Genomic DNA, 20,259 nt, shown 5'->3' with positions numbered 1-20,259 from the left:
CCCACCCACCATGCTCCCGAACACGCCCGACCGGAAGACCTAACGGAGTACTACTAGACGGAGCGCCACCGGGCTGTGGCTACGTATACAGAGCCACAGCCCAGCTTCGACAGGGTGTGGAAGGGGCCCCGACCACGTTCGTGGTCGGGGCCCCTTCCACACCAGCGATGCAGGGGGCGGCCGGCTTACTTGCCCTTGAGTTTCTGCGCGGCGGTGTCCTTCGTCTGCTGGGCAGCCTGCTTCGCCTTGGCCTCGCCCTGCTCGGCCTTGCCCTTGGCCCGGAGATCGTCCCTACCCGTGGCCTTACCGGCGGTCTCCTTGACCTTGCCGACTGCTTCCTGCGCCTTGCCCTGCATCTTCTTGGCCATAGCTGTACTCCTTGGTAGCCATTCGGCGCAGCGGACGCGCGCCATCGCTGACAGCCTCAGCGATCCCAGGCCCACCAGCATCCGGAGTTCCGCCAAGAGCATGGAACCGGTACGCCTCCCCCGGCCGCAGGCCCTGCATGCAGCCGGGTGGACAGCGGGCGCATACCGGGTGTCGTTCACGGCCCTGGCCGGGGCCGCACCATCTGGTGCGGCCCCGGCCAGGGGGTGAATCTGCGGAGCGGTGCCGGTCAGTCCTTGAAGACGTCCTTGACCTTCTCCTTGGCTTCGCGGGCGTCGCCCTTGGCCTGCTCGGCGCGGCCTTCGGCCTCCAAACGCTCGTTGCCGACCGCCCGGCCTGCCGTCTCCTTGACCTTGCCCTTGGCCTGCTCGACCTTCGACTTCGCCTTCTCGTCGCCAGCCACAGCACTCAACTCCTCATGCAACACAAAAGGGGATTCCGCTCACAGCACGGATATCCCCCACGCCGCGCCGCAAACAACAACCGGCACCGATTTCCCAGGACGCCGGACAGCAGCCAGGACCGGCCACACGACTCATCCCGTCGACGGAAGGACGCAAACAGATTCCCGGTCAAGAATCCTATAAACAGCCGCATCTGCATTGTGTAGACCTGCAGCGCCAGGGCATTCGATGGTTCGGAGGTTGATAACTATGGTTCCCCTGCTTCTCGTTCTTCTGCTGGCCCTGATCCTCTTCGGTGCGGGTTTCGCACTCAAGGCACTGTGGTGGATCGCCGTCATCGTGCTCGTTGCCTGGCTGGTCGGGTTCATCGCCCGCCCCAAGGGCGGAAGCGCCCGCTGGTACCGCTGGTAGACACCACCGCACAGCATCACCATGTGGGGGGCTGCCCATCCCGACGGGACGGGCAGCCCCCCACACGCATATCCACGTAGGCGCCGAGAAACCCGCACGGACGCAGCCCGGGTCATCCACCGATTCCCGGGTACCAGCATTCAACGACCGCAGCGCCGGCCTCCGCACACCGGAACCACGCCCCCAGGAAGCCGCCGCCGCGATCACTGAGCCGCCGCCCGGGATCTGTGTCAGCACTTCAGGCCGATGATGCCCCACCCGCGCTCAGCGGCTTCGGTGATTACCTCCCCCCATTCGGCGACGAGAGCGGCAAACGACGAGAAGTCGTTGATCCAACCCGCGGGCTCGGCAACGTGCTGTTCGAAGGGGGCGTGTAGGGACGCCAGGCCGGGCTCGACCTGGGTCCAGAAGTGATGGAGGGCTGCCACATCCTCGGCAAGGAGCCATCGCATGGCATTTGGGCACCAGTGGTTCTCACGCCCGGGGACGGCAGGGGTGAAGGGAGGATCCGCGGACTCCCAGTTGTATTCGCCCCAGAACAGTGGAGCACTGAACTCGTCGAGTGCCGTGCGGAGTTCGGGGGGAACGAATGCTCGCATCTTGTCCCAGCGTTCACCGGCCCAGAAGTGCGGCTTGTACGAGGTGAGGGTATTGCGGAACTCGTAGCGTGCGTACCAAGGGACGCTGATGCCATCAGGCCAGGTCCAGCCTTCCGGCTGGTCATTCCAGTCGTCATCGCTGCCGAACGCAGCGGTCTCGACCAGGTCAGCCCTCAACTCGGCTGACACCGCTTCAACGTACGTGCAGTTGACGATCAGGAGTTCCATGCACACGCCCATGCAACGAGCGTAGAACAACCTTTTGGGTGTCAGGGAGCAGCTAGCGGGTGGTGAGAGTGGGTCGGTCAGCCGAAGACCGGCAGCAGGCGGGTAGCGTCCCGGGGCATCCACTCCTTCACCAGCCCCGTGGCCCCAGCCCTGACCGCCTTCAACGGCAAGCTGTACTGCGCCCACATCGGGCAAAACGGCGGCGGCATCTACTGGAACTCCTTCGACGGCACCGCCTGGAGCCCGGCACAGCAGCTCCAGAGCCACCGCACCTCCCACGCCGTCGCCCTGAGCAGCGAGCGCACCTGGCTGTGACCGGGTGAGGTCATGCAAGCACTATGACGGGAGCGAAAACGGTGCGGCGAATCGCTGATCGCTCATACGGTCAACCACAAGAGGCCGTTCGGCAGCCGCCTCATCAACATGAGCAAGACCGCAGAGCGCACACACTGCTCCCTGCAACTGACCTTCCTCCGGCAGCAGGGCAGCGTGCGGGTTTCATCGCCGGCCCTGCAGCCTGAACACCCATCCGCCACACGGGCCGCCGGGGCTACCCCGACGGATGACAACGCGTCGAACAAGGCCTGCCCATAGTGAAGTTCTCGGCCAACGCCGCAGATCGCCCTGCTGCGCACCACTGGTACGTGCCATGCTGCACCCGCCCCAGCGCAGGCGGCCGGCCCTATGCCGGCGTGACGGAACGCCGCACCCCGGGGCCTCACGCCACAAGGCCGGACGTGCCTGTGTACGGCCTGGTGACCTTTCCACCGTGAGCGGGTTGACCACGGCGTGAAGAAGACCCTGCCCGCCGTCCTGGCGTCCGCCGTGCTGAGCCTGTGCACCACCCCCGCGCACGCCAACGCCACCGTCGAAGAAGGAAAGGTCGGCATCCACGTCAAAGGCCACGGCCTGCGCATCGACACCGTCGACGGCTACATGGACGGCCAACCCGCCGGCACCCGCGCCCAGCTCTACACCCTCGCCGCACGATCAACCCCGCACAACATCACCGGCTGGCAGAACGCCACCCACCACACCTGGGGCCTGACCAAGACCTCGATCGTCCACTGGTACTGGAAGGGCGGGCAGACCTTCCCCGACGGGACGAGACTGTGCATCGTCTTCAACAAGGCACCCGGCGACAACCCCTGCGCCATCATCCACCGCTAGTCCAGCCGCGCCGCCGGCCCGACGGCCAGTACTCCGGGAGCTCTTCGCATCCGCCCTCGCGCACACTGCCCCAGGCGCCACCGCGGCTTCACCACACGCCAGCACCGGACGCTTCCCCGTCCCGCGGCAGGCTCTCGGTCCATGAACCCCGGCAGATTTCGCGTGACCACCCAGTTCCGACCCGACGGCGCCGGTACCGAGGGCTATTGGAATGACCGGGAGGTGGCCGAGGACAAGTTCCTCGGCCAGGTCGGCATCCACGGCTCCGGCGACACGGTGATCCGCCTGGCCGAAGAGACCACCGACGGCCGGTACGCGGTCATCAAGTCCTGGTCGCAGCAGACCGGCATGGTCCAAGGAGACGTCGCCTAGCCGCAGCCGCGCATCACCCGGGGGATCGAGGACGTGTGTTCCGGACGTGCCGGGCAGGGCTGCTGCCCGTCTCGCCTCGGGGTCCGGCCCGCCAAGACGGGGGAGCCTGGCGGGCCGGAGCCATCACACTGCCATACCGCCCGCCGGTACAGCGTCACCATGCAGCAGACGTGGCCGAAATTGGCACCCGCTCCGTACGGCCGAGACGACAGCCCGGTGTCATGCTCGGCCTCCCTCCGGTCGGCCGGTGAAAGCCCGGTACTTGGAAGGCTTACCCGGAAGGCGGCCCAGCGAGCTGAACGATGCCTCGTCGTGCTTGCCGTCGTGCGGTGGGGCAGGCCAGCATGCTCGGATGGCAGCCGATGGGTTGGAGCAGAGCCTGCTCGACGCGGTCCGCGACGGCGAGATGCTGGACCTGGCCGGTGACGGGCCGGTCGACGAGGCCGCGATGCGGTCCTGGGGCGACGCCCACACCGTCTCGGCGGCGTTGATCCGCGACCTGGTCCGCGGCCGCCGGGACATCGAGGCGGACCCGCACGGGCTGCGGCTGCGCGGGGCGCGCATCACCGGCCGCGTCGACCTGGCGAACATCACCAGCGATCTGCGGGTCCAGCTGGTCGACTGCTTCGTCCCCGACGGTCTGAACCTGTGCGACAGCCAGCTGCCCGGCCTCGTGCTGGACGGTTCCTGTTTCGGGCATTCGGCAGGTTCGTACGACCCACCGGTTGACGCCGCACGCTTCACCGCGCCGACGATGACGATGCGCGGAGCGGTTGCCAACGCCGACACACCTTCCGGCGCGGTCCGGTTCCTCGGCGCCCACCTCGGCCTGCTGGATTGCGACGAGGCGCGGCTGGCGAACACGTCCGGTCCCGCACTGCACGCCGAGTTTCTGCGGGTCGATCACAGCGTGTCCCTCCGCGACGGGTTCCGGGCCACTGGCGTCGGCGCACAGGGCACGGTCCGGTCCGGTTCGCCTACGCCCATCTCGGTCGGCTGGCATGCGACGGGGCGCGGCTGGAGAACACCTCCGGTCCCGCCCTGCACGCGGACGGTCTGCGGGTGGACCGAGCCGTGTTCCTGCGGGCCGGGTTCCGGGCAACCGGCGCGGTCCAGCTGGTCGATGCCCACCTCGGTCTGCTGGATTGCGACGGGGCGCGGCTGGAGAACATGTCCGGACCGGCCCTGCACGCGGACGGTCTGCGGGTCGACCGGGCCGTGTTCCTGCGGGCCGGGTTCCGGGCAACCGGCGCCGGACACTCCGTGCTCGCCTTGAACGGCGTGTCGGTCGAAGGTTCGCTGTGGTTGGACACCAGCGGGGTGACTCGGTCGGGTCAGGCCACGGGGGCCCTGGTCGCCATCGACGGGCTGACCTACGCGGACCTGCCGGCACCGGTCGGGTTGTCCCGGTGGCTGGAGCTGTTGCGTGACCACACGCCCGGCTACTCCGCTCAGCCGTACCAGCAGTTGGCCGCCGTCCACCGGGCGGCCGGTCACGACAGCGAGGTGCGGGACATTCTCATGGCGCAGCGGCGGGACCAGATCGACCGCGGCGGGCTTCGGCGGCGTGACCGGGCCTGGGCCCGATTCACCGGGCTGACCCTCGGTTTCGGTTATCAACCCTGGCGAGCGCTGCTGCTGCTGTTCGCCGTCCTCGCCGGCTCGGTCGCGCTGGCGGTCGTCCTCGGCAGGCCGGGCGGCGGCCTGGAGCACACCACCCGCGCAAGCACACCCACGACGCCCTGCAGCGTCGTGGAGCGGGTCGGCGTGGGTCTGGATCTGGGTCTGCCGGTGGTCAAGACGGGGGCGGCTGGCCTGTGCGCCCCCACCGGTACCCCTGCAGGGCAGACCCTCACCGTCGCGGGCTGGCTGCTGCAGCTGGCCGCGTGGGCGTTGGCCACCCTGTTCATCGCCGGCTTCACCGGCGCCGTGCGCAAGACCTGACGATTCGCCGGAATGAAGATACGCCCGAAATCGAGATCGGTCCGGCGATCGTGAGGCGGGATTCGAACCCGCTACCTCCACCGCACAGCCACGCCCCGAGCCCGCCGCTCCCACGACAAACGCCGAGGCCAGACACCCCAGATGCGGTTGCGGTACTAGGTGTCGCCGACCGGGCCGCCGCTCAGATCCCTCGGGATGCGGGGCAGGATGCCGCTGACCGCGGCGCGGCGCGGGTGCAGCGCCCGGTCGAGCAGGTCGAACCAGTCGGTCGCGGCCAGGAAGGTCTTGTCGGTGAGGTGGATGCTCCAGTCCACGGCGGCCGTCCACGACCGGATGCGCTCCACCGCGATGGTGTACGCGAACCGCGGTCCCGTACCGCAACTGTGGTGGCGCACCCTCCACTTCACCGGCCGAGCTCCAGATGTCAGGTGGAACAGGGCATGCGGGTCCGCGCCTGCCTTCGCCCGCCAGGCGCGCAACGCGCTGTCGGCGGCCGCGGTGTCCACTTCGAGCACGCCGTCGCCCTCGGCCCCCTCGCCCAGGCAGAGATCACACATGGCCGTCAGGTCATCGCTCATGGCCGAGCCGTTCACCATCGGGCTGCGAGGAACGGCTGCCGGTGCGGCAGACGCACTTCTCCCGCCGCCGCCTCACCACGCCGGCCAGCACGGCCGTTCCTCTGATTCGACACTGCTGCCGGGGACCGTACCCGTCCGCAGGACACCGGACGAACCGCCTGTTCCCGCTGTCGCCGCCGGCGGACCAGACAGACACGGTTGTGGTGAAGCTGGGCGTATGGATCACCAACACCAAGAGCCGACGCGACAAGCTCACCCCCGAACAACGCGCGCAGCTCGCCGAGCTCGGCCTCGAATGGGCCCGTTGAACCCCGACAGCCGGGCCCGGAATTCGTTGAGTTCACAGTTCACAGGACTTCCAGCCCCTCATCCTGACCGTGCACCCCTGGAGGCGGGCGCCCACGCCCGTCCCATTACCGCCCTCCGAGGCCACTCAGCCGAAAGCGACCAAACACCAGTGAGGACCGCTCAGGGTTCAGCGAGACTGGACATCATGGTCAACTACGTACCCTCGCCTGATGAAGTGGCCGCCGCACAGAGCCCGAACGGCGGCTGGTCGAAGAAGCAGCTCGCCGAGTGGGGCATCCCCTGGCCTCCCCCCAAGGACTGGCGCGCCTTCCTGAAGGCGAAATGGGAGGGGGAAGACGTCGCCCCGCTGCCCCGCGATGAGCCTGACCAGGACGCCTTGTTCTGAGCACCCACCCGCACGACACAGCGGTGGCATACGTTCCTCCACCGGTCCTGCCCGGGTTCGCGACGAACCGATCCGGCGCCGACTCGTTGAACAGCCCGCCTTTCCCCCCAGGTAGGCGCACCGATCGCAGGGCCTCGCGATGGGACAGGGCCCTGCGGCAGTTCCCGGCCCGCCAAAGGCCACCAGGCCCCGGCCTCGCGTGCTGGATCGCGTACCGGGAGCACGGCGGCCGCGGGAGCCGCGCGCGATCAGCTCCTGGACGACGACGCCGCTCCAGGCCCGGGGCTGAGGCGAAAGCGAGGTAGCGGCGGGCGGAGTGCCGACCAAGGTCAAAACGCCCGCCGCTGACACCCCATCATCCCAGCCGGACACCCCTTCACGGCACCGTGTGTGCCGGCCGGGGCGGCGGAATCTCCCGTACCCGGCGTTCGATCACCAGGGGGTCCGTGACCATCAGCAGCCTGCCGGTGCTTACGTAGGCCGAGGTGCACCCCTTTGACGGACCAGACCGGCCAGGGAAAGGGAGCCGTGAGTTCGGGGACGCCCCCGCGCTGGCCGGCCGGCAGTGCGCCCGGGCAGTTCCGGCTTACCCCCGCCATCCCGACCAGGCCTTGAACTCGCTGGTCAAAGCCGCGGTCACAAGGTCATGATGGGGCCACTCCGTTTTCCGCAGGAATGAGAGGAACACCTCATGGCTCTGCCCCCGTTGACCCTTGAGCAGCGCCAGGCCGCGCTCGGCAAGGCGGCCGCCGCCCGCAAGGAGCGCGCCGCCGTGAAGGAGGCGCTCAAGCACGGGAAGTTGTCGCTGCGTGACGTGCTGGACAGCACCTCTGAAGCGGTCCGCAAACTGCCGGTCCGGGCGCTGCTCGAAGCGCTCCCCGACGTCGGCAAAGTACGCGCCCAGAAAATCCTCGACGAGATGCAGATTTCAGAGAGCCGCCGGGTACGCCTGGGCAACGCCCAGAGGGAGCGTCTCCTCGAACGGTTCGCGCCCCACGCCAACTGACCGTCAGGGCTGGAATACAGTCTGTGCGACCCGGTACTCCGCACCCAGCGCGTCGAGTTCGTCACCGGAGCCGGGCGCACGGCGCCGGTGAGAGCCTTCCTCGATCCGTGGGTAGTAGGGCTTGGTCAGGTGGACCGAGCGGCGGCATGTCCCCAGGTCTCTCTATCGCGGCGGCTGCCAGATGAGGGAACTTAGCGGGGCCGATGAGGCCGGAGCAGGGGCTCCCTCCTACGCTTGCAGCACTGATGAGGAGGACAGTGGAGCTCACCACGCCAGTTCCGGAGCGAAAGCTTGGGCCTTATCCGTTGAACGAGGACGGAATTGCATCCCTGCTGTCCCGCTATGCCTTCGGTGACTCCTGCCTCCGCCGCGTCATTCTTGATCAGGAGTACGGTGCCCGGGCAGCACGAGGACGGCTTGTCAGGCTCGTGATCGATGCCCGGGTTGTCGGCGATGAGCAGCGCTGGGAGCCCGTGTGCCTGGATCTCGTAGACGTGCGACGGTTTCGCATCGACGAGAGCATCGGGTTCAGCTGGGTACTCTACGATCCACCTCAGTTCACACACTTCAATGGACTGTTGCAGGTTGATCTTTGCGCCGAACGCTTCGACGGCCCACCGCCCGCGAGTTCCGAAGAAGTCTTTGATGGGTCAGAACTGGTCTTCGCGGCAGCCGGCGGCACCTGGAGTGCCCTGCAACCGTGGGGTCAGTGAGACCGTCCTCCAGGGCTTGTGTCGGTTAGCCGACGTTGCCCGCGATCCAAGTGTTCGGCTGTGTCCTGGAATGTCGCGGTGGCAGACGGCAGGCGCCGGCCCAAGTGGCGAGGAGAAACTGCAGCTCGCGGACAACTTGGTACAGGCTCAGAACGGCGCCGTGGGGGCGCAGACACACCCGGGCCAAGCACACACACCACCGTCCACCCACCGGCGAGACAGATCGCCGGAGGTGCCACGGCCCTGCTCCGCGATTCCGGCCGCGATGACCGTTCGGCCGGATGTCACGTGTCCCAACATGGCCGTCCTGTCCTGATGTTGTGTCCGCAGTCGCGGGAGGCCGGCCCGCCAAGCTGCGGGCCGGCGTCACGGCTGTCAGCCGAAGTGCAGTTGGCCGTCCGGCCATCCGCCCGGGCCGGGGCTTGGGGGCTTTGAGCTCGGGCCGGGCCAGGAGGAGGTCGACGGTGCGCTTGGGCGGTGCGTAGCCGCCGGACTTCTCGGTGAGGAAGTCCTGGACCCGGATCCGGCGAACTGCGGCGGTGGTGGCGCCGTCCAGGAGCTGCTGGTCGAGGATTTTTGTGGCCAGGGTGTCCAGTTCCTGCTCGTAGCGGGTGAAGAGGCGGAAGGCCGTCTCCCCGATGGCGGCCTCGGCGTCGCGCAAGGCGCCCTGGAGGATCCGGCAATGCGCGTAGAGGGTCTCGTTGGACAGCGAACTTAACCTTGCAGACAAGCTGGTGGAGCTCCCAGCAGTTGGAGACGGCAGCTCCCCCGGAATGCCGCTCGGCCCGCCTGCGCGTGCTGGGCGAGCCGAGCGGACTCGCTCTACTCAGTCAGTGCGGCCAGTGCATCCCGAGCGGACGCCACGACGCCGGGCCAGGACTCAGAAGCCATGAACTCGGCATCCGATGCAGCGCGGCCAACCGTGTCCAGCGCAGAGTCCAGGGCGTCAGCCAGCGCCGTCATGGCCCTTACCTCGTCCTCCGTCGCCAGCGTGTACCCGAGGGCGGCTTCAGGGTCCGCAAGCACGGTCGTGTCGTCGTAGAGAGTGTTCACGTTGAGCGTGAAGTCGTCGTAGAAGTTCGGCTTCGGGTAGATCCGGTCGATCCATACCCGCTGCTGATAATCCGGGTCCGACAGTGCCCTGAGAGCTGAGATGACTTCGGCCCTCATCTCCGGCAACCTCACCTGAGCAGGCTTCACGGCTTGTTCCATTCCTTCCACTTGAGCCAGTCCGTGAGCGGGATATGCGACTCGGGATTCTCCTTGATGGAACCCTCGATCGGTTTTCCGTCCCGGCCAAGAATCTTTCCGCCCGAGTTGATTACCACATGGTCGACCTGCTGATACTTCTGAGAGTTGTTGAGGTTCCCCTCGTCGATCCGGATTCCGTTGCCCTTACCGTCGTTCCAACGGTAGCCGACCCCCTTGTTGTTGACGGTCTCGAACCCCTTCAGCTTCGAGGGAACCTTGTCGTAGGCTTCACGGGCCAGCCATCCGTCGATCTTTCCGGTGGCCTTCTCTGCCTTGATGGCCTTGTTGAGCTCTTCGACCTTGATGACGCTCTTGCCGGCCTTCATCCAGCGCAGAAGGATCACCGAACCCATCAGGCGTTCGGTGACACCCAGGCGATCACCAGTGGCCATGTCCTGGCCGGTGATCGCCTGGACGATGCCCTTGCCGTCGCCGATCGCGGGAAGGAGATCCAGGATGGCGCCGAACTTCGTCTGAACTACCTTGTCTTCCAGGGGAGAGCGGCCGTTGTTGAAGTCTTTCAGCGCTTCCGAGAAGTCGAAGTCCTTCAGGACCGGCAGCTCGCGGAGCTTCAGCGCGGCGGCTCCGATCTGTGGCACAGCCTTATTCAGATTGGCCATGGCTTTGTTCGACTGATCGATCCCCTGGTTGATGCGGTCCATGCCGCTGTTGGCCTTGTTCACGCCCCGGTTCATCTGGTCGAGGCCCTCGTTGATCTCCTTGACTCCGGAGTTCATTGTGTCGAGGCTCGACTTCATCGCCTCGAAGCCCGCGTTCATGTCGGCCATGCCCTGGTGCAACCCGGGGCTGGTAATGAAGTCCGACATGGCATCTATCAGATGTGTTGCGGCATCCAGTCCCCGGGCGAGAGTGGCAGCGTTCTCAATGACCTTTCCGGTACCGAGGAGAATCTGCCGCAACTCCTTGTTGGCTTCATTCCTCAAGCGGTCGATCTCCGCCTGGACCTGCGGGGGGACCTTCCCGCTCGCCTCAAGCTTGCTAGAGGCAATTAGGTAATTTACATACTGATTGATGTGCTTCTCGATGTCGGCGTCTGCCCATGTCTGGGTGCGGCCATCCCGAACTTCCTGCCGTACCGCATGCGCGACGATGATGATCGCGGGGATTCCATAGATGGAAACCTCGCCGAACTTGGCAATACACGTGATCCGCTGCGCGAGGGGCGTGTCATCGCATGTGGTCCGGGGCCTGCTCGCCGAGGCGGAGGCAGCTGTGGCCGCGCTCACGCCTCCCGTCAGCACAACAGCCAGCGCAGTCATGAGCGCGACAATCCTGAGTTTCCAGCGGTGCTTCATCAAACCTCTCCAGTGCAGGGCCATTCAAGCGCTGAAGGAGGTAGGTCGACCGACCTTGCCGCAGAGAACTGCTGCCGCACTGACATCAGGACACACCCCCCTGAGCGCGCAAAATGATCATACAAGTCATCTCGCCACTCAATACTCATCAGTTGAGGAATCGGACAGGAAGGTGGCGAACGGGACAGACAGCTAGGCATGAGCGGAGACAGACATGCACGCAAACCCAACATTCCGCAGCGCCTGAGAGCGCACAGCGCTCGGCCCGAAGCGAGACCGGGCATGCGGTGAGGCAGGCCGGGGAAGCGCAGCGGACCCGGCCCGCCGCGCGCCACACCCCGCGACAACGCCCCACCCCGACCCGAAAAAAGCCTCTGCTGCGCCCCAACCAGCCGCACCCGGACGGCCGCTGCTCCCTCACGCCGAGAACGGCTCATCCCGCAGACGGTCGCCTCTGCCGCTATCGGTGCGCTTGCCGCAAGAAGACCCGCGCTGCGCCCTGCTGCCGAGCCCGCGGCGTCCAGACGGAGTCCAGCAAAGTTCACAAGTCCTTGCGCCAGGTCCCCGAGGCCGTCAGCACTGGGCCACAGAAGGTCGCCCCCGCACGCCACGGGGGCGGATACAAGCTGGGTGCGGTTCCTCTGCAGGGAAAGCGTTGAGTTGGGAGGACGCTGACTGGGGTGTGCTCGGGCCTGTCGGTCTCTACCGTGGCGGTGGAGGAGGGGTGCCGGATGGGCTCGTTGTTCGAGGAGTTGGAGGCCCGGGAGGCGGCTGCCCGGGGTCGGGTGGAAGAGCTTGAGGTGGAACTGGCAGATCTGACTGGGCAGTTGGAAGTGGCTCGGGAGGGGCTGGAGCGGTTGCGGATCGCCCGGGAGACGGTGGCCGTGGTGATGGCTGAGATGTCCGCGGACGCCGCGGCGGCGCCGGAGGAAGAGCCGGAAGCCGAGCCAGGGGGCGGCGAGGAAGTGTCGTCGCCGTACGCGAGGGCGGAGCGCCAGGTGGTGGGGGTGCTGTCCGTGCCCAGGTGGCGGCCGGGGATGGGGGCGGATGTCCTGCCGCGGGTGTACCAGGGCATTCTGGAGGTCGTCGCGGACGCGCCGGGGCCGGTGCGGGCCAAGCAGATCGTGCCGAGGATCGGTCTGGCGACCACGGCCGGCCGGATCGAGGGGACCCGCTCGAAACTGAAGCGGCTGGTCGAGCGCGGATGGCTGGCCGAGGACAATCCCGGCCTGTTCACCCCGGCCAGCCTCCGGACAGGTGCATCGCCCAACTCCCAGTAGCGGGCGGGCTCTTCACGTCTACAGCCGTAGGTGCCAACCAAAGCGACGCAGTACGAGAAGAGCCCTGGGATGGAACCATATGCCCCTCCCGCGAGTGCTGACCCCTTTGCCCGCTCAGTCAGTGCCTTCGAGTCCCTGACACGCCCCTGTCTGGCGATGCGGCCCGCTCGTGGACCCATGCTGAGCTGGAAGAACATCTGGATGAGGCGGGGCGGGAGCTGCTGCGGCAGCTCTTTCAGGATCATCTGGACCTGCGGGCCCGCCGGGAACACGACGCGGTGCGATCCGGCGCGCATCCGCCGGTGTTCGGCCCGGACGGGCACCCGCGCCCCTGGCGGGAGCCGGGCCACGCACGCTGGCTGGCCTGTCTGTTCGGCCTGGTGCGGGTGGAACGGGTCGCTCACCGGGGACCTGGTACTACCAACGTCCATCCGGCCGATGCGGCCCTGTCGCTGCCCGCGGGCCGGCACTCGATGGGACTGCGGCGGCTCGCCGCCCTGGAGGCGGTGCGGGGCTCGTTCGACCAGGCCCAGCAGGCGATCGAGCGGCGCTGCGGAAGAGTGCTGGGCAAGCGGCGACTCGAACATCTCGTGGCCGAAGCCTCCGGCGACATCGACATTCTACCGGCAGATGATCCCTGTCCCGTCCAGCCGGGACGTTCTGCTGGTCCTCCAGGTCGACGGGAAGGGGGTGGTGATGAGGCCCGAAGGGCTGCGGCCGGCCACCCTGCGGGCCCAGCTCGCATCGGACCCGGGTGCCCACCGCAGTCGGCTCGCGCCGGGCGAGAAGCCGAACCGGAAGCGCATGGCGACCGCGGCCTGCGTCTTCGACGCCGTCCCGGCACCGCGGCGGCCGCACGATGTGATCCATCCGCCCGGCGGTCGCAGCACCGCTCGCGCACCGCGTCCGGGGCAGAAGGCCCAGCGGAAGTGGTGCACCGCCTCCCTCATCCACCCGCCCGAGCAGGTCGTCGCCGACGCGTTCGACCAGGCCGAGGCCCGTGACCCGCACCACCGGCGGACCTGGATCGTGCTGGTCGACGGCGCCCGCCACCAGCTCGACCTCATCCACGCCGAGGCCGTCCGTCGCGGCGTCACCGTCTATGTGCTCCTCGACTTCGTCCACGTCAGTGAGTACGTGTGGACCCGCGAGCTGTCCGGCATTGCGCCGGACCGGGCGGTGGCCGGACCTCTCATCAGCGTCTCCGACGGCACCTCTCGGGCCCGGTGACACCACCCCCCAGGTCATCCGTTCGACAGGGGGGGAACGTTGTGGTCACGGGGGCGATGACACGGTTCCGACCGACCCTGCCCAAGCACAGCGCCCCCCTTGCTCACCACCGCGGGCGAAAGCACGAAGCCCGCCACATCAGCCAACCGCCAAGCCCCGAAGCTCAACAACGGGGCCCGGGGCAGATCCCCACCTGAGGGACGAATAGTCATACCGCGACGGGAGATGGGCTGTCCGCCCAACCAGACCTGGGATGTCCGCTATCCCGGATGCCCCGCTGACCGCGCACAAGCAGGGAAGAACAGGAGAGACGCTCGCTGAAATCGAGCCGGTCGACGGGCTTTTCCTCAGGTCCGAGCAGTTGGGGCTAGTGCTCGAGAGGAGAGTCCAAGTCCTCCTCAGGCACAAGTAGAGACCCCAGTTGATCTGGGGCTTTTCTGTTTCTCGGCCTGTAGCGTGACCAACCGCTTGGGCGTGGCTCTGACGGGACGGTGTCGCTGGTGGGCGTGAAGAACCCCCGCCTCCTCGCAACGCCGGACGTCGTACCGCGGGCGGAGCCCCGCCGACCAGTGGTACACGAGTTTCGCCTGACTCGTGGGCCTACCTGCGTCTTGCGTCTGCTCACCTCCGGCCATCCAGCCCGACCACTCCCGTTGTGCAGTGGATCACATTTACGGAACTGGCTACAGTGAAATCCGACGTGTGACATTGTACTGAGCGGGAGGTGTGATGCATGCTCGGTGAACGAGACCACGGAGCCTGTCTAACTGCAGTGACAGGGAGGCTTGCCGGGGTTACTCGATCCGCGGCCAGATGCTGTCCCACTCTCCTGTAGGGCGGGCCGTCTGCGGCGGCCGCGTCGTCCCGCATGCCGCTGTTCAGATGGCGTCCGCCCATCGCAGGGCACGTTGCTGCGGCGACGGTCTTCGAGAAGGAGAAGGGCGCCCGAGGGCTCCGAAGTAGGCGCGGAGGATGCGGGGTTGGCGTTGCCTGCGTTGCAAAGTTCGGGACCGTGCCCGGGTGTCAGGTGCAGCGTGATCCGTAACCGCAGATCCGCGAATTCTCGCCAGCTTCCCTTCGATGTCCAAGCCGGCCAATTTCATGTTCGCTGTAAAGAGTTGAGGAAACGTCAGATCTAGAGTCTCCGGAAAATTGCAAACGCAGGAAGCTTCAAAAGATAAGAAAGGGGTAGCTGTGGCCTGCAGTCACTGAGCATAGAGATGCGCGTAGTCGATGCGTTTCCGTACGGGACGTGCCGGACGCGCAACACCGCCGGATGTTGCTCGAATGGGCACAATAATTGGATTCCTTGGAAACCTCTAACGACCCGACTGAGGTCCTATCCTCCACCTGACAGTCTCATTAATCAGAGCATTAAGCTGCCACAATGAATACTTCCAGCTTCTCTGTCGAGGTTCGCCGCCCCAAAGTCTTCCAGGAACCTCCAATCAATCGCGGAAGACCATCTCGTGACCGGCGTCGACGCTGGCCTGCGGACGGAACCGGGGAAAAGATCCAGACCGCGGTCCAGGCAGAAGTAAATGTCGAGTGGCGCCTGGGTTAGGGGTCCCGGCCCGGCGCGTTGAGCGCAGGCAGGGCGTACTCCAGCCATCGCAGGGACGTCTATCTGCTCAGACGGCGGATTCCGGCTCCATCTCGGAGAAGAAGGGCCAGATTCTCCACCGCCTGGCCGGCGGCTCCGCCAGCGGCAGGCCACCTGCCTTCGGCCACCCCTGATGCAAAAGAAGAAACGAAGCTGAGCACACCATAAACCAGATCAAGATCTAGCGAGGACAGCTCATGGCATTTCCACTTCAATACGACCCGTTAAGTCCGGAGGCGCTGGCAGACCCGTATCCGCTCTATGCCAAATTGCGTGAGAGGCAGCCGATCTTCTGGCATGACCAGATGCAGTCGTGGGTTGTGACCAGGTACCGTGATTGTCGAGAAGTGCTGCGAAACAATGAGCTCTTCGCTCGGGACGGCCGCCGCGTGGGCCAGGAGGTGCCCGAGTTCCAGCAGAGCGTCCAGACACTCGACCCGCCAACCCAACAGCCGCTGCGAAGCCTTTTTGTCAACACTCTGCACGCGCAAGACACCGCGTCCATTGGGAACCGCGCGCGGCGACAGGTTGCCCGGATCTTCGAACGCAACCTTGACAAGGAACAGTTCGACTGGATGCTGGAGGTCGCCGCGCCCGTTTCGCTGAGCATCACAGCTGAACTGATGGGTGTCGAAGAACCAGAGTTGCGCCCTTACGTCGCGGTCTCGGAGGCGCTGGCATACCGCATGGATGCTGGCTTGCGCCCCCAGGCCGCCCCTCCGGGAGATGAAGCGCGGAAGAAGTTCAACGCGATCGTCGACTCGTGGTTTGAGACTCAGGACCGTCCGGGAGCCCTGAAAGCGATCAGAGCCGAGGCGGACCGGGCCAGGGTGCCCGACCATTACGTGCGGAACACCACCGCCGTCACCTTCAACGCAAGCTTCGGCACTTTGTATGCCACGGCTGGCAATGTCGCACTGGCATTGCTGCAACACCCCCACGCACTTGCCCAGTTCCAGGACGAGAGTATGCTCGCTCCCGGTGTGCACGAGCTGATCCGGTTCGACGGCCCCGCTCAGGGCACGAGTCGCTTCTCAATGAGGCGGACGGTCCTCCAGAACCAGGTGATCGAGCCCGGCCAGACCGTGCTGACCCTCACAGCCGCTGCCAACCGGGATCCGGAACAGTTCCCGACTCCTGACCAGATCATTCTGGACCGGAAGCCCAACCAGCATCTCGGGTTCGGCTGGGGGCCGCACGCCTGCCTTGGTCAGATGTTCGGCGAATTGGCCATCGGCGCCCTGGTGGCCGGACTGTTGGAATTCCCTCGGCCGCTGCGTCTCGCGGGTGACCCGACCCGCCGCTCGACGGCGACCGTGCGCTGCCTTGCAGCATTGCCCGTCACCTTCCGGCAGTAGCCCGGCCTGTGGCCTCGGCCCTGTGCATCGATGCCACTCATATGTGAACTCAGCGGGTTCTCCGACCCCCGCCTCGGGGCGTGTAAGTGTGCCCCTATGGAACGAAGTATCTCGAAAGCTGCCTACCTCAGAGGTGAGGTGTCTCTACTGAACGTAAAGGAAAGGGAGACGAGGGATTTGCTATGAGCTACGACAGCGGTGTCAACTCTGCGGAGCAGGTGGTGCGCCGTCGCGGTGACGCGTTGCGTGCGGCCGCCGGCCTGGAAGGGGCTGCGGATTTCGGTGCGCCAGTCACGGTGCCGATTGAGTCGTTGCTGCCTGCTGACTCGCCTCGGGTTGGCGGCGATGATGCAGAACACGTCAAGGTGCTGGCAGCCATTGACTCCGCGTTACCTCCCATCCTCGTACATCGGGGGACAATGCGAGTCATCGATGGCATGCACCGGCTACGCGCGGCTCAACTCAAGGGGAGCCGCGAGGTGGTGGTGTGCTTCGTCGACGTCGACGAGGATGACGCGTTCTTACTCTCGGTCCAGATGAACATCGCGCACGGGCTTCCGCTGTCGCTAGCCGAGCGCTCCGCGGCAGTGGAGCGGATCCTGCGCACCCATCCGCACTGGTCGGACCGATCGATCGCTGCGGCTACCGGTCTATCGGCCCAGGCCGTCGCCTCCGTGCGCATGCGTGGAACTGATGATTTGCTTCAGTCGAACACCCGGGTAGGCCGGGATGGCCGCGTACGGCCGCTTTCCACAGCAGAAGGCAGGCGCCGCGCGAGCGAGTTCATCGCCACCCGTCCGGACGCGTCACTGCGGGAGATCGCAGCCACCGCCGGCATCTCCGTTGGTACCGCCCGCGACGTTCGGGAACGGACCCGTAAAGGGCAGTCGCCTGTGCTGGCTCCGCGCAAGTCTTTGGCTTGCAAGCCGCCTGCCGAGGTGTCAGTAGGGGAGGTGTCGCAGCTCTTGGCCATGCTGCAGCGCGATCCGGCGCTGAGATACAACAACCGGGGCCGCGCGCTATTGGAGTGGCTGAACTCGCACATGGTCCCCGCGTCCGACTGGTCGGTTCATGTCGAGACGATCCCGGCGCACTGCGCGCCGGTGGTGGCAGAGCTGGCTGAACGCTACGCGCGGGCCTGGCGCTCTCTTGCCAGAAAGCTCGATGGCCAGGTCACTGGTTGAGAGCGCGCACCTCGCGCACCGACCGGGATGCCAGGGGTGCCAGAACGGCGAGCAGGAACACCACGCCGGCCCATGCCGCAGTGGGTTGCTCGCCGAGCGCACCGGCGACCGGGCCGGCCAGGACCTGGCCGAGCGGGACGGCGAGTGAGGATCCAAGATCGTCGTAGGCGGATACCCGAGACAGTTGATGCTCGGGTATCTGGTCCTGCAACAGGGTCTGCCACACAGGACTGAACACGCCTGAGCCGAGCCCCGCTGCGAACGAGGTCGCTAGGAGGACCGGCAAGGCTGGCCACAGTCCGAGGGCGAGTAACGGAAGTGCGGTGATGGCGAAGCCCATCTGAGCGACTAGGAGCAGTCGGGCGATCCGCATCCGGTAGACCAGTGCGGTGGTGAGGAAGAGACCGACCGACCGCGCGCCGAGCACGAGCCCCCACGCACCCGCGCCGATCGTGGTGGCGGCGATTGCGGGGCCGAGCACGCCCCACGTGCCAGCTACGAGCAGGTTGGCCACGCACAACGAGCACACCGCCTTCCACAGCCACGCGATGCCGCGGAAGGTAGACCAACCCTCGCGTAAGTCCGCCCAGGGGCTGCGCCGGCCGCAGGCGGGCTTGGCGGATGTACGTGGCAGCATGAGCGCGCAGAACACAGCGAACCCGAACGTGACAGCGTCCACCGCCACGGCCCAGCCGCCGCCGACGACCGCGAACATCGCGCCGGACAGTGCGGGACCGAGAACCTGGGCGGAGCTGCGAGACAAGCCAAGCAACGCGTTGGCCCGCTGCCGTTCGTGCGGCTGGACCAGCCTCGGTACGATCCCCCGCATCGCGGGCAGCGAGAAGGCGCCCAGGGCGCCGTTGAATGCGGCCAACCCGGCCAGCGCACCGATCCCTGCCCGACCGGTGATCAGCAGGAAGGCGCTTACGCCCTGGGTGAGCCCGGCCCCCGCGTTGGCGACGATGAGCACGGTCGTGCGCGGGAACCGGTCGGCCACCACGCCGCCAATCAGCAGGAAAACCACCAACGGCACGCTGCGCGCTGTCAGTACCAGGCCCAGGTCGTACGTACTACCGGAGAAGCTGAGCACGGCGAATGCCAGTGCCACCGGCGCGACTGAATTGCCCAGCTGGGACACCGAAGTGCCGAGCAGATACCACCGGAACGCCCGGTGCCGCAGCGGTCTGCCACGCGTGTCCGGGGTGGCGTTCGTGTTTGCGAGAACCATTCCAACTCACTCTGTTGCGCGCTCCTCACGGGGCGACGGCACCGTGTCTTGCTGTGCGTCTGGTTGCCCCGTGATCAGCCCTGCGATGGCTCACTGGTCAAGGCCGGTTGAACGGTAGGTAAATTAGGCGGTGTAGTCCTCCAGTTCGCCCTCCCGGACGGTGTCCAGGGTGAAGCAATGGAAGCCGCCGCCGAACAGACGCCTGTGCCGATGGCGTACGGGGACCACGGTGAAGCCCTCGCTCTCGAGGGTGCGCATCAACTCCACGCATGCCTCGTTGACCATGACCAGGTTCTCGTCGACAGACAGCACGTTCAGGTCGATGTAAGGGCTGGTCAGGATCAGATCGTCGTCGTCGTATACCGGGAAGTGGCCCTCCCCCGGCGCAGGTGGGACGATCAGCTTCCAGGTGTTGAACGGGGACGGCAGCAGGTCACGGATGGCCTCGTGGCGGGCGAGGAACACCCCTGGCCGCAACGCCAACAACATGCTGTCGATGTGGTTGTCGCTCATGCGGTGGACACGGTGTACACGGTGGGTGTCCGTCAGGTGCCGCTCCAGCCATCCGCAGGCCGCCACGTGGTTGGCGTTGGCCACGTTCACTATGAGGTCCCTGCCCAGGCGCAGGACTTGCGCGCCGTCCAGGATCATCTCGTGGCCGACGTCGTACGGCGAGGCCGCAGGGTCCTCGATGGGCTCGGTGGGGCCGCCCAGCGTGGTCTCGGTGTCGCGGGCATAGGACAGGTCGAACGAGCTGTCGGTGAGGATCGGCCGGGGCATGGTCGTCCACTTGGCGCCCTGATCGTAGTACTGCTGGTAGACCGGGGCGAGCAGGCGGGTCTCCAGGTAGCGCGAACGGATCGCGGGAGGAGTCTCGATGATCTCGTTGCCGATGATGAGCGTGTTGTCTCGGATATTCAGCGGCGGTACCGGCGGCGCGGTCCAACCGAACCCGGCTATCGGCTCGGGGTTGGGCGGGAGGGGCAGTGGCCGCTGTACCCGCACCCCAAGCCCGGAGAGCGTCTCTACGAGGTTCTCGACGTCCTCGTGCAGCTCGTCGGCGTAGCGTTGCTTGATCTTGTAGCTGCGGGCCTCCAGCGAGGACTCGGTCGCCTGGGTCAGCCGGGGGTAGGCCCAGTCGGAGTGGAACAAATTCTCGTGGAAGAAGATGTCGAACGACAGCTCGCGGTCGTGCGAGACGTAGTTCTCCGCCGAGCCGACGACTATCTCTTTCAGCGCAGACCATTCGTTGTGGCTGTTGAGTCTCACGTTCTCTTCCTTGCCATTCGAAGGAATAGCTCGG

The 20,259-nt window shown here is 66.5% G+C and carries 22 protein-coding genes and 1 pseudogene; 14 read left to right on the top strand and 9 right to left on the bottom strand.

Annotated elements, in window-relative coordinates:
• Window positions 1-185: 185 nt before the first annotated feature.
• Together IE206_RS39790 and IE206_RS39785 are read right to left on the bottom strand one after the other, a co-directional pair.
• Window positions 186-368 (bottom strand): CsbD family protein, encoded by a 183-nt coding sequence (locus tag IE206_RS39790; protein WP_189971222.1) that lies wholly within the window; start codon window positions 366-368, stop codon window positions 186-188.
• A 248-nt stretch (window positions 369-616) separates the two neighbouring features.
• Complete coding sequence (locus tag IE206_RS39785) at window positions 617-790, bottom strand: CsbD family protein (RefSeq protein ID WP_189971220.1); 174 nt, start codon at window positions 788-790, stop codon at window positions 617-619.
• Window positions 791-1,040: 250 nt separating this feature from the next.
• On the opposite strand from IE206_RS39785, the gene IE206_RS39780 reads away from it, so the two are divergent.
• Entirely contained in the window at window positions 1,041-1,202 is a 162-nt protein-coding gene (locus IE206_RS39780) for a DUF5670 family protein (RefSeq protein ID WP_226599050.1), read from the top strand.
• A 230-nt stretch (window positions 1,203-1,432) separates the two neighbouring features.
• Here the strand turns inward: IE206_RS39780 and IE206_RS39775 are convergent, their stop codons facing one another.
• Window positions 1,433-2,041 (bottom strand): hypothetical protein, encoded by a 609-nt coding sequence (locus tag IE206_RS39775; RefSeq protein ID WP_189971216.1) that lies wholly within the window; start codon window positions 2,039-2,041, stop codon window positions 1,433-1,435.
• Between the two features lie 126 nt (window positions 2,042-2,167).
• Between IE206_RS39775 and IE206_RS39770 the strand changes: the two genes are divergently transcribed.
• The 5 genes from IE206_RS39770 to IE206_RS39750 all read left to right on the top strand — a co-directional run bounded on the left by IE206_RS39770 (window position 2,168) and on the right by IE206_RS39750 (window position 5,515).
• Window positions 2,168-2,344 (top strand): hypothetical protein, encoded by a 177-nt coding sequence (locus IE206_RS39770; RefSeq protein ID WP_189971215.1) that lies wholly within the window; start codon window positions 2,168-2,170, stop codon window positions 2,342-2,344.
• A gap of 474 nt (window positions 2,345-2,818) precedes the next feature.
• Window positions 2,819-3,199 carry a hypothetical protein gene (locus IE206_RS39765; RefSeq protein WP_189971214.1) on the top strand — a complete coding sequence of 127 codons (381 nt, stop codon included), beginning with the start codon at window positions 2,819-2,821 and terminating at the stop codon, window positions 3,197-3,199.
• 162 nt (window positions 3,200-3,361) lie between these two features.
• A complete protein-coding gene (locus tag IE206_RS39760; RefSeq protein ID WP_189971213.1) occupies window positions 3,362-3,571 on the top strand; it encodes a hypothetical protein in 210 nt (69 codons plus the stop codon).
• Between the two features lie 352 nt (window positions 3,572-3,923).
• Window positions 3,924-4,847, top strand: a complete 924-nt coding sequence (locus IE206_RS39755) for a hypothetical protein (protein ID WP_189971212.1) — start codon at window positions 3,924-3,926, stop codon at window positions 4,845-4,847.
• A 44-nt stretch (window positions 4,848-4,891) separates the two neighbouring features.
• Window positions 4,892-5,515, top strand: coding sequence for a hypothetical protein (locus IE206_RS39750; protein ID WP_189971210.1), 624 nt, complete (start codon window positions 4,892-4,894; stop codon window positions 5,513-5,515).
• Window positions 5,516-5,670: 155 nt separating this feature from the next.
• Here the strand turns inward: IE206_RS39750 and IE206_RS39745 are convergent, their stop codons facing one another.
• Complete coding sequence (locus IE206_RS39745) at window positions 5,671-6,093, bottom strand: hypothetical protein (protein ID WP_189971208.1); 423 nt, start codon at window positions 6,091-6,093, stop codon at window positions 5,671-5,673.
• Between the two features lie 203 nt (window positions 6,094-6,296).
• On the opposite strand from IE206_RS39745, the gene IE206_RS43910 reads away from it, so the two are divergent.
• The 4 genes from IE206_RS43910 to IE206_RS39725 all read left to right on the top strand — a co-directional run bounded on the left by IE206_RS43910 (window position 6,297) and on the right by IE206_RS39725 (window position 8,506).
• A complete protein-coding gene (locus IE206_RS43910) occupies window positions 6,297-6,401 on the top strand; it encodes a helicase associated domain-containing protein (RefSeq protein ID WP_226599052.1) in 105 nt (34 codons plus the stop codon).
• A gap of 185 nt (window positions 6,402-6,586) precedes the next feature.
• A complete protein-coding gene (locus IE206_RS39735; RefSeq protein ID WP_189971206.1) occupies window positions 6,587-6,787 on the top strand; it encodes a hypothetical protein in 201 nt (66 codons plus the stop codon).
• A 691-nt stretch (window positions 6,788-7,478) separates the two neighbouring features.
• Entirely contained in the window at window positions 7,479-7,793 is a 315-nt protein-coding gene (gene mihF, locus IE206_RS39730) for an integration host factor, actinobacterial type (RefSeq protein ID WP_189971204.1), read from the top strand.
• Window positions 7,794-8,050: 257 nt separating this feature from the next.
• Entirely contained in the window at window positions 8,051-8,506 is a 456-nt protein-coding gene (locus IE206_RS39725) for a hypothetical protein (RefSeq protein ID WP_189971202.1), read from the top strand.
• 25 nt (window positions 8,507-8,531) lie between these two features.
• On the opposite strand, the gene IE206_RS39720 is transcribed toward IE206_RS39725, so the two are convergent.
• The 3 genes from IE206_RS39720 to IE206_RS39710 form a co-directional block, all read right to left on the bottom strand.
• Window positions 8,532-9,236 carry a hypothetical protein gene (locus IE206_RS39720; RefSeq protein WP_189971200.1) on the bottom strand — a complete coding sequence of 235 codons (705 nt, stop codon included), beginning with the start codon at window positions 9,234-9,236 and terminating at the stop codon, window positions 8,532-8,534.
• 92 nt (window positions 9,237-9,328) lie between these two features.
• Window positions 9,329-9,706, bottom strand: coding sequence for an SCO4402 family protein (locus IE206_RS39715; protein WP_189971197.1), 378 nt, complete (start codon window positions 9,704-9,706; stop codon window positions 9,329-9,331).
• Window positions 9,703-11,073: a pre-toxin TG domain-containing protein gene (locus tag IE206_RS39710; protein WP_189971195.1), complete on the bottom strand. Its 1,371-nt coding sequence runs from the start codon at window positions 11,071-11,073 to the stop codon at window positions 9,703-9,705. Before IE206_RS39710 ends, IE206_RS39715 begins: the two co-directional genes overlap by 4 nt.
• Before the next feature lie 731 nt (window positions 11,074-11,804).
• Between IE206_RS39710 and IE206_RS39705 the strand changes: the two genes are divergently transcribed.
• From IE206_RS39705 to IE206_RS39690, 4 genes and pseudogenes are all read left to right on the top strand, one after another.
• Window positions 11,805-12,353 carry a hypothetical protein gene (locus IE206_RS39705; RefSeq protein WP_189971193.1) on the top strand — a complete coding sequence of 183 codons (549 nt, stop codon included), beginning with the start codon at window positions 11,805-11,807 and terminating at the stop codon, window positions 12,351-12,353.
• A 69-nt stretch (window positions 12,354-12,422) separates the two neighbouring features.
• Window positions 12,423-13,499 (top strand): annotated as a pseudogene (locus IE206_RS42985) (ISKra4 family transposase); the annotation flags it as partial.
• A gap of 1,884 nt (window positions 13,500-15,383) precedes the next feature.
• Window positions 15,384-16,544: a cytochrome P450 gene (locus IE206_RS39695; RefSeq protein ID WP_189971189.1), complete on the top strand. Its 1,161-nt coding sequence runs from the start codon at window positions 15,384-15,386 to the stop codon at window positions 16,542-16,544.
• A 182-nt stretch (window positions 16,545-16,726) separates the two neighbouring features.
• Window positions 16,727-17,728 carry a ParB/RepB/Spo0J family partition protein gene (locus IE206_RS39690; protein ID WP_189971187.1) on the top strand — a complete coding sequence of 334 codons (1,002 nt, stop codon included), beginning with the start codon at window positions 16,727-16,729 and terminating at the stop codon, window positions 17,726-17,728.
• Here IE206_RS39690 and IE206_RS39685 read toward each other — a convergent pair.
• The gene (locus tag IE206_RS39685) at window positions 17,718-18,956 is read right to left on the bottom strand and encodes an MFS transporter (protein WP_189971185.1); all 1,239 of its coding nucleotides are present in this window, start codon (window positions 18,954-18,956) and stop codon (window positions 17,718-17,720) included. The two genes, IE206_RS39690 and IE206_RS39685, sit on opposite strands and share 11 nt — an antisense overlap.
• Before the next feature lie 123 nt (window positions 18,957-19,079).
• A complete protein-coding gene (locus IE206_RS39680; protein WP_189971182.1) occupies window positions 19,080-20,225 on the bottom strand; it encodes a glycine amidinotransferase in 1,146 nt (381 codons plus the stop codon).
• Window positions 20,226-20,259 lie beyond the last annotated feature (34 nt).

Origin of the sequence: Streptomyces violascens (genome assembly GCF_014649955.1) — a bacterium.
Taxonomy (GTDB): domain Bacteria; phylum Actinomycetota; class Actinomycetes; order Streptomycetales; family Streptomycetaceae; genus Streptomyces; species Streptomyces violascens.
This window is presented reverse-complemented; position numbering and strand designations above follow the sequence as displayed.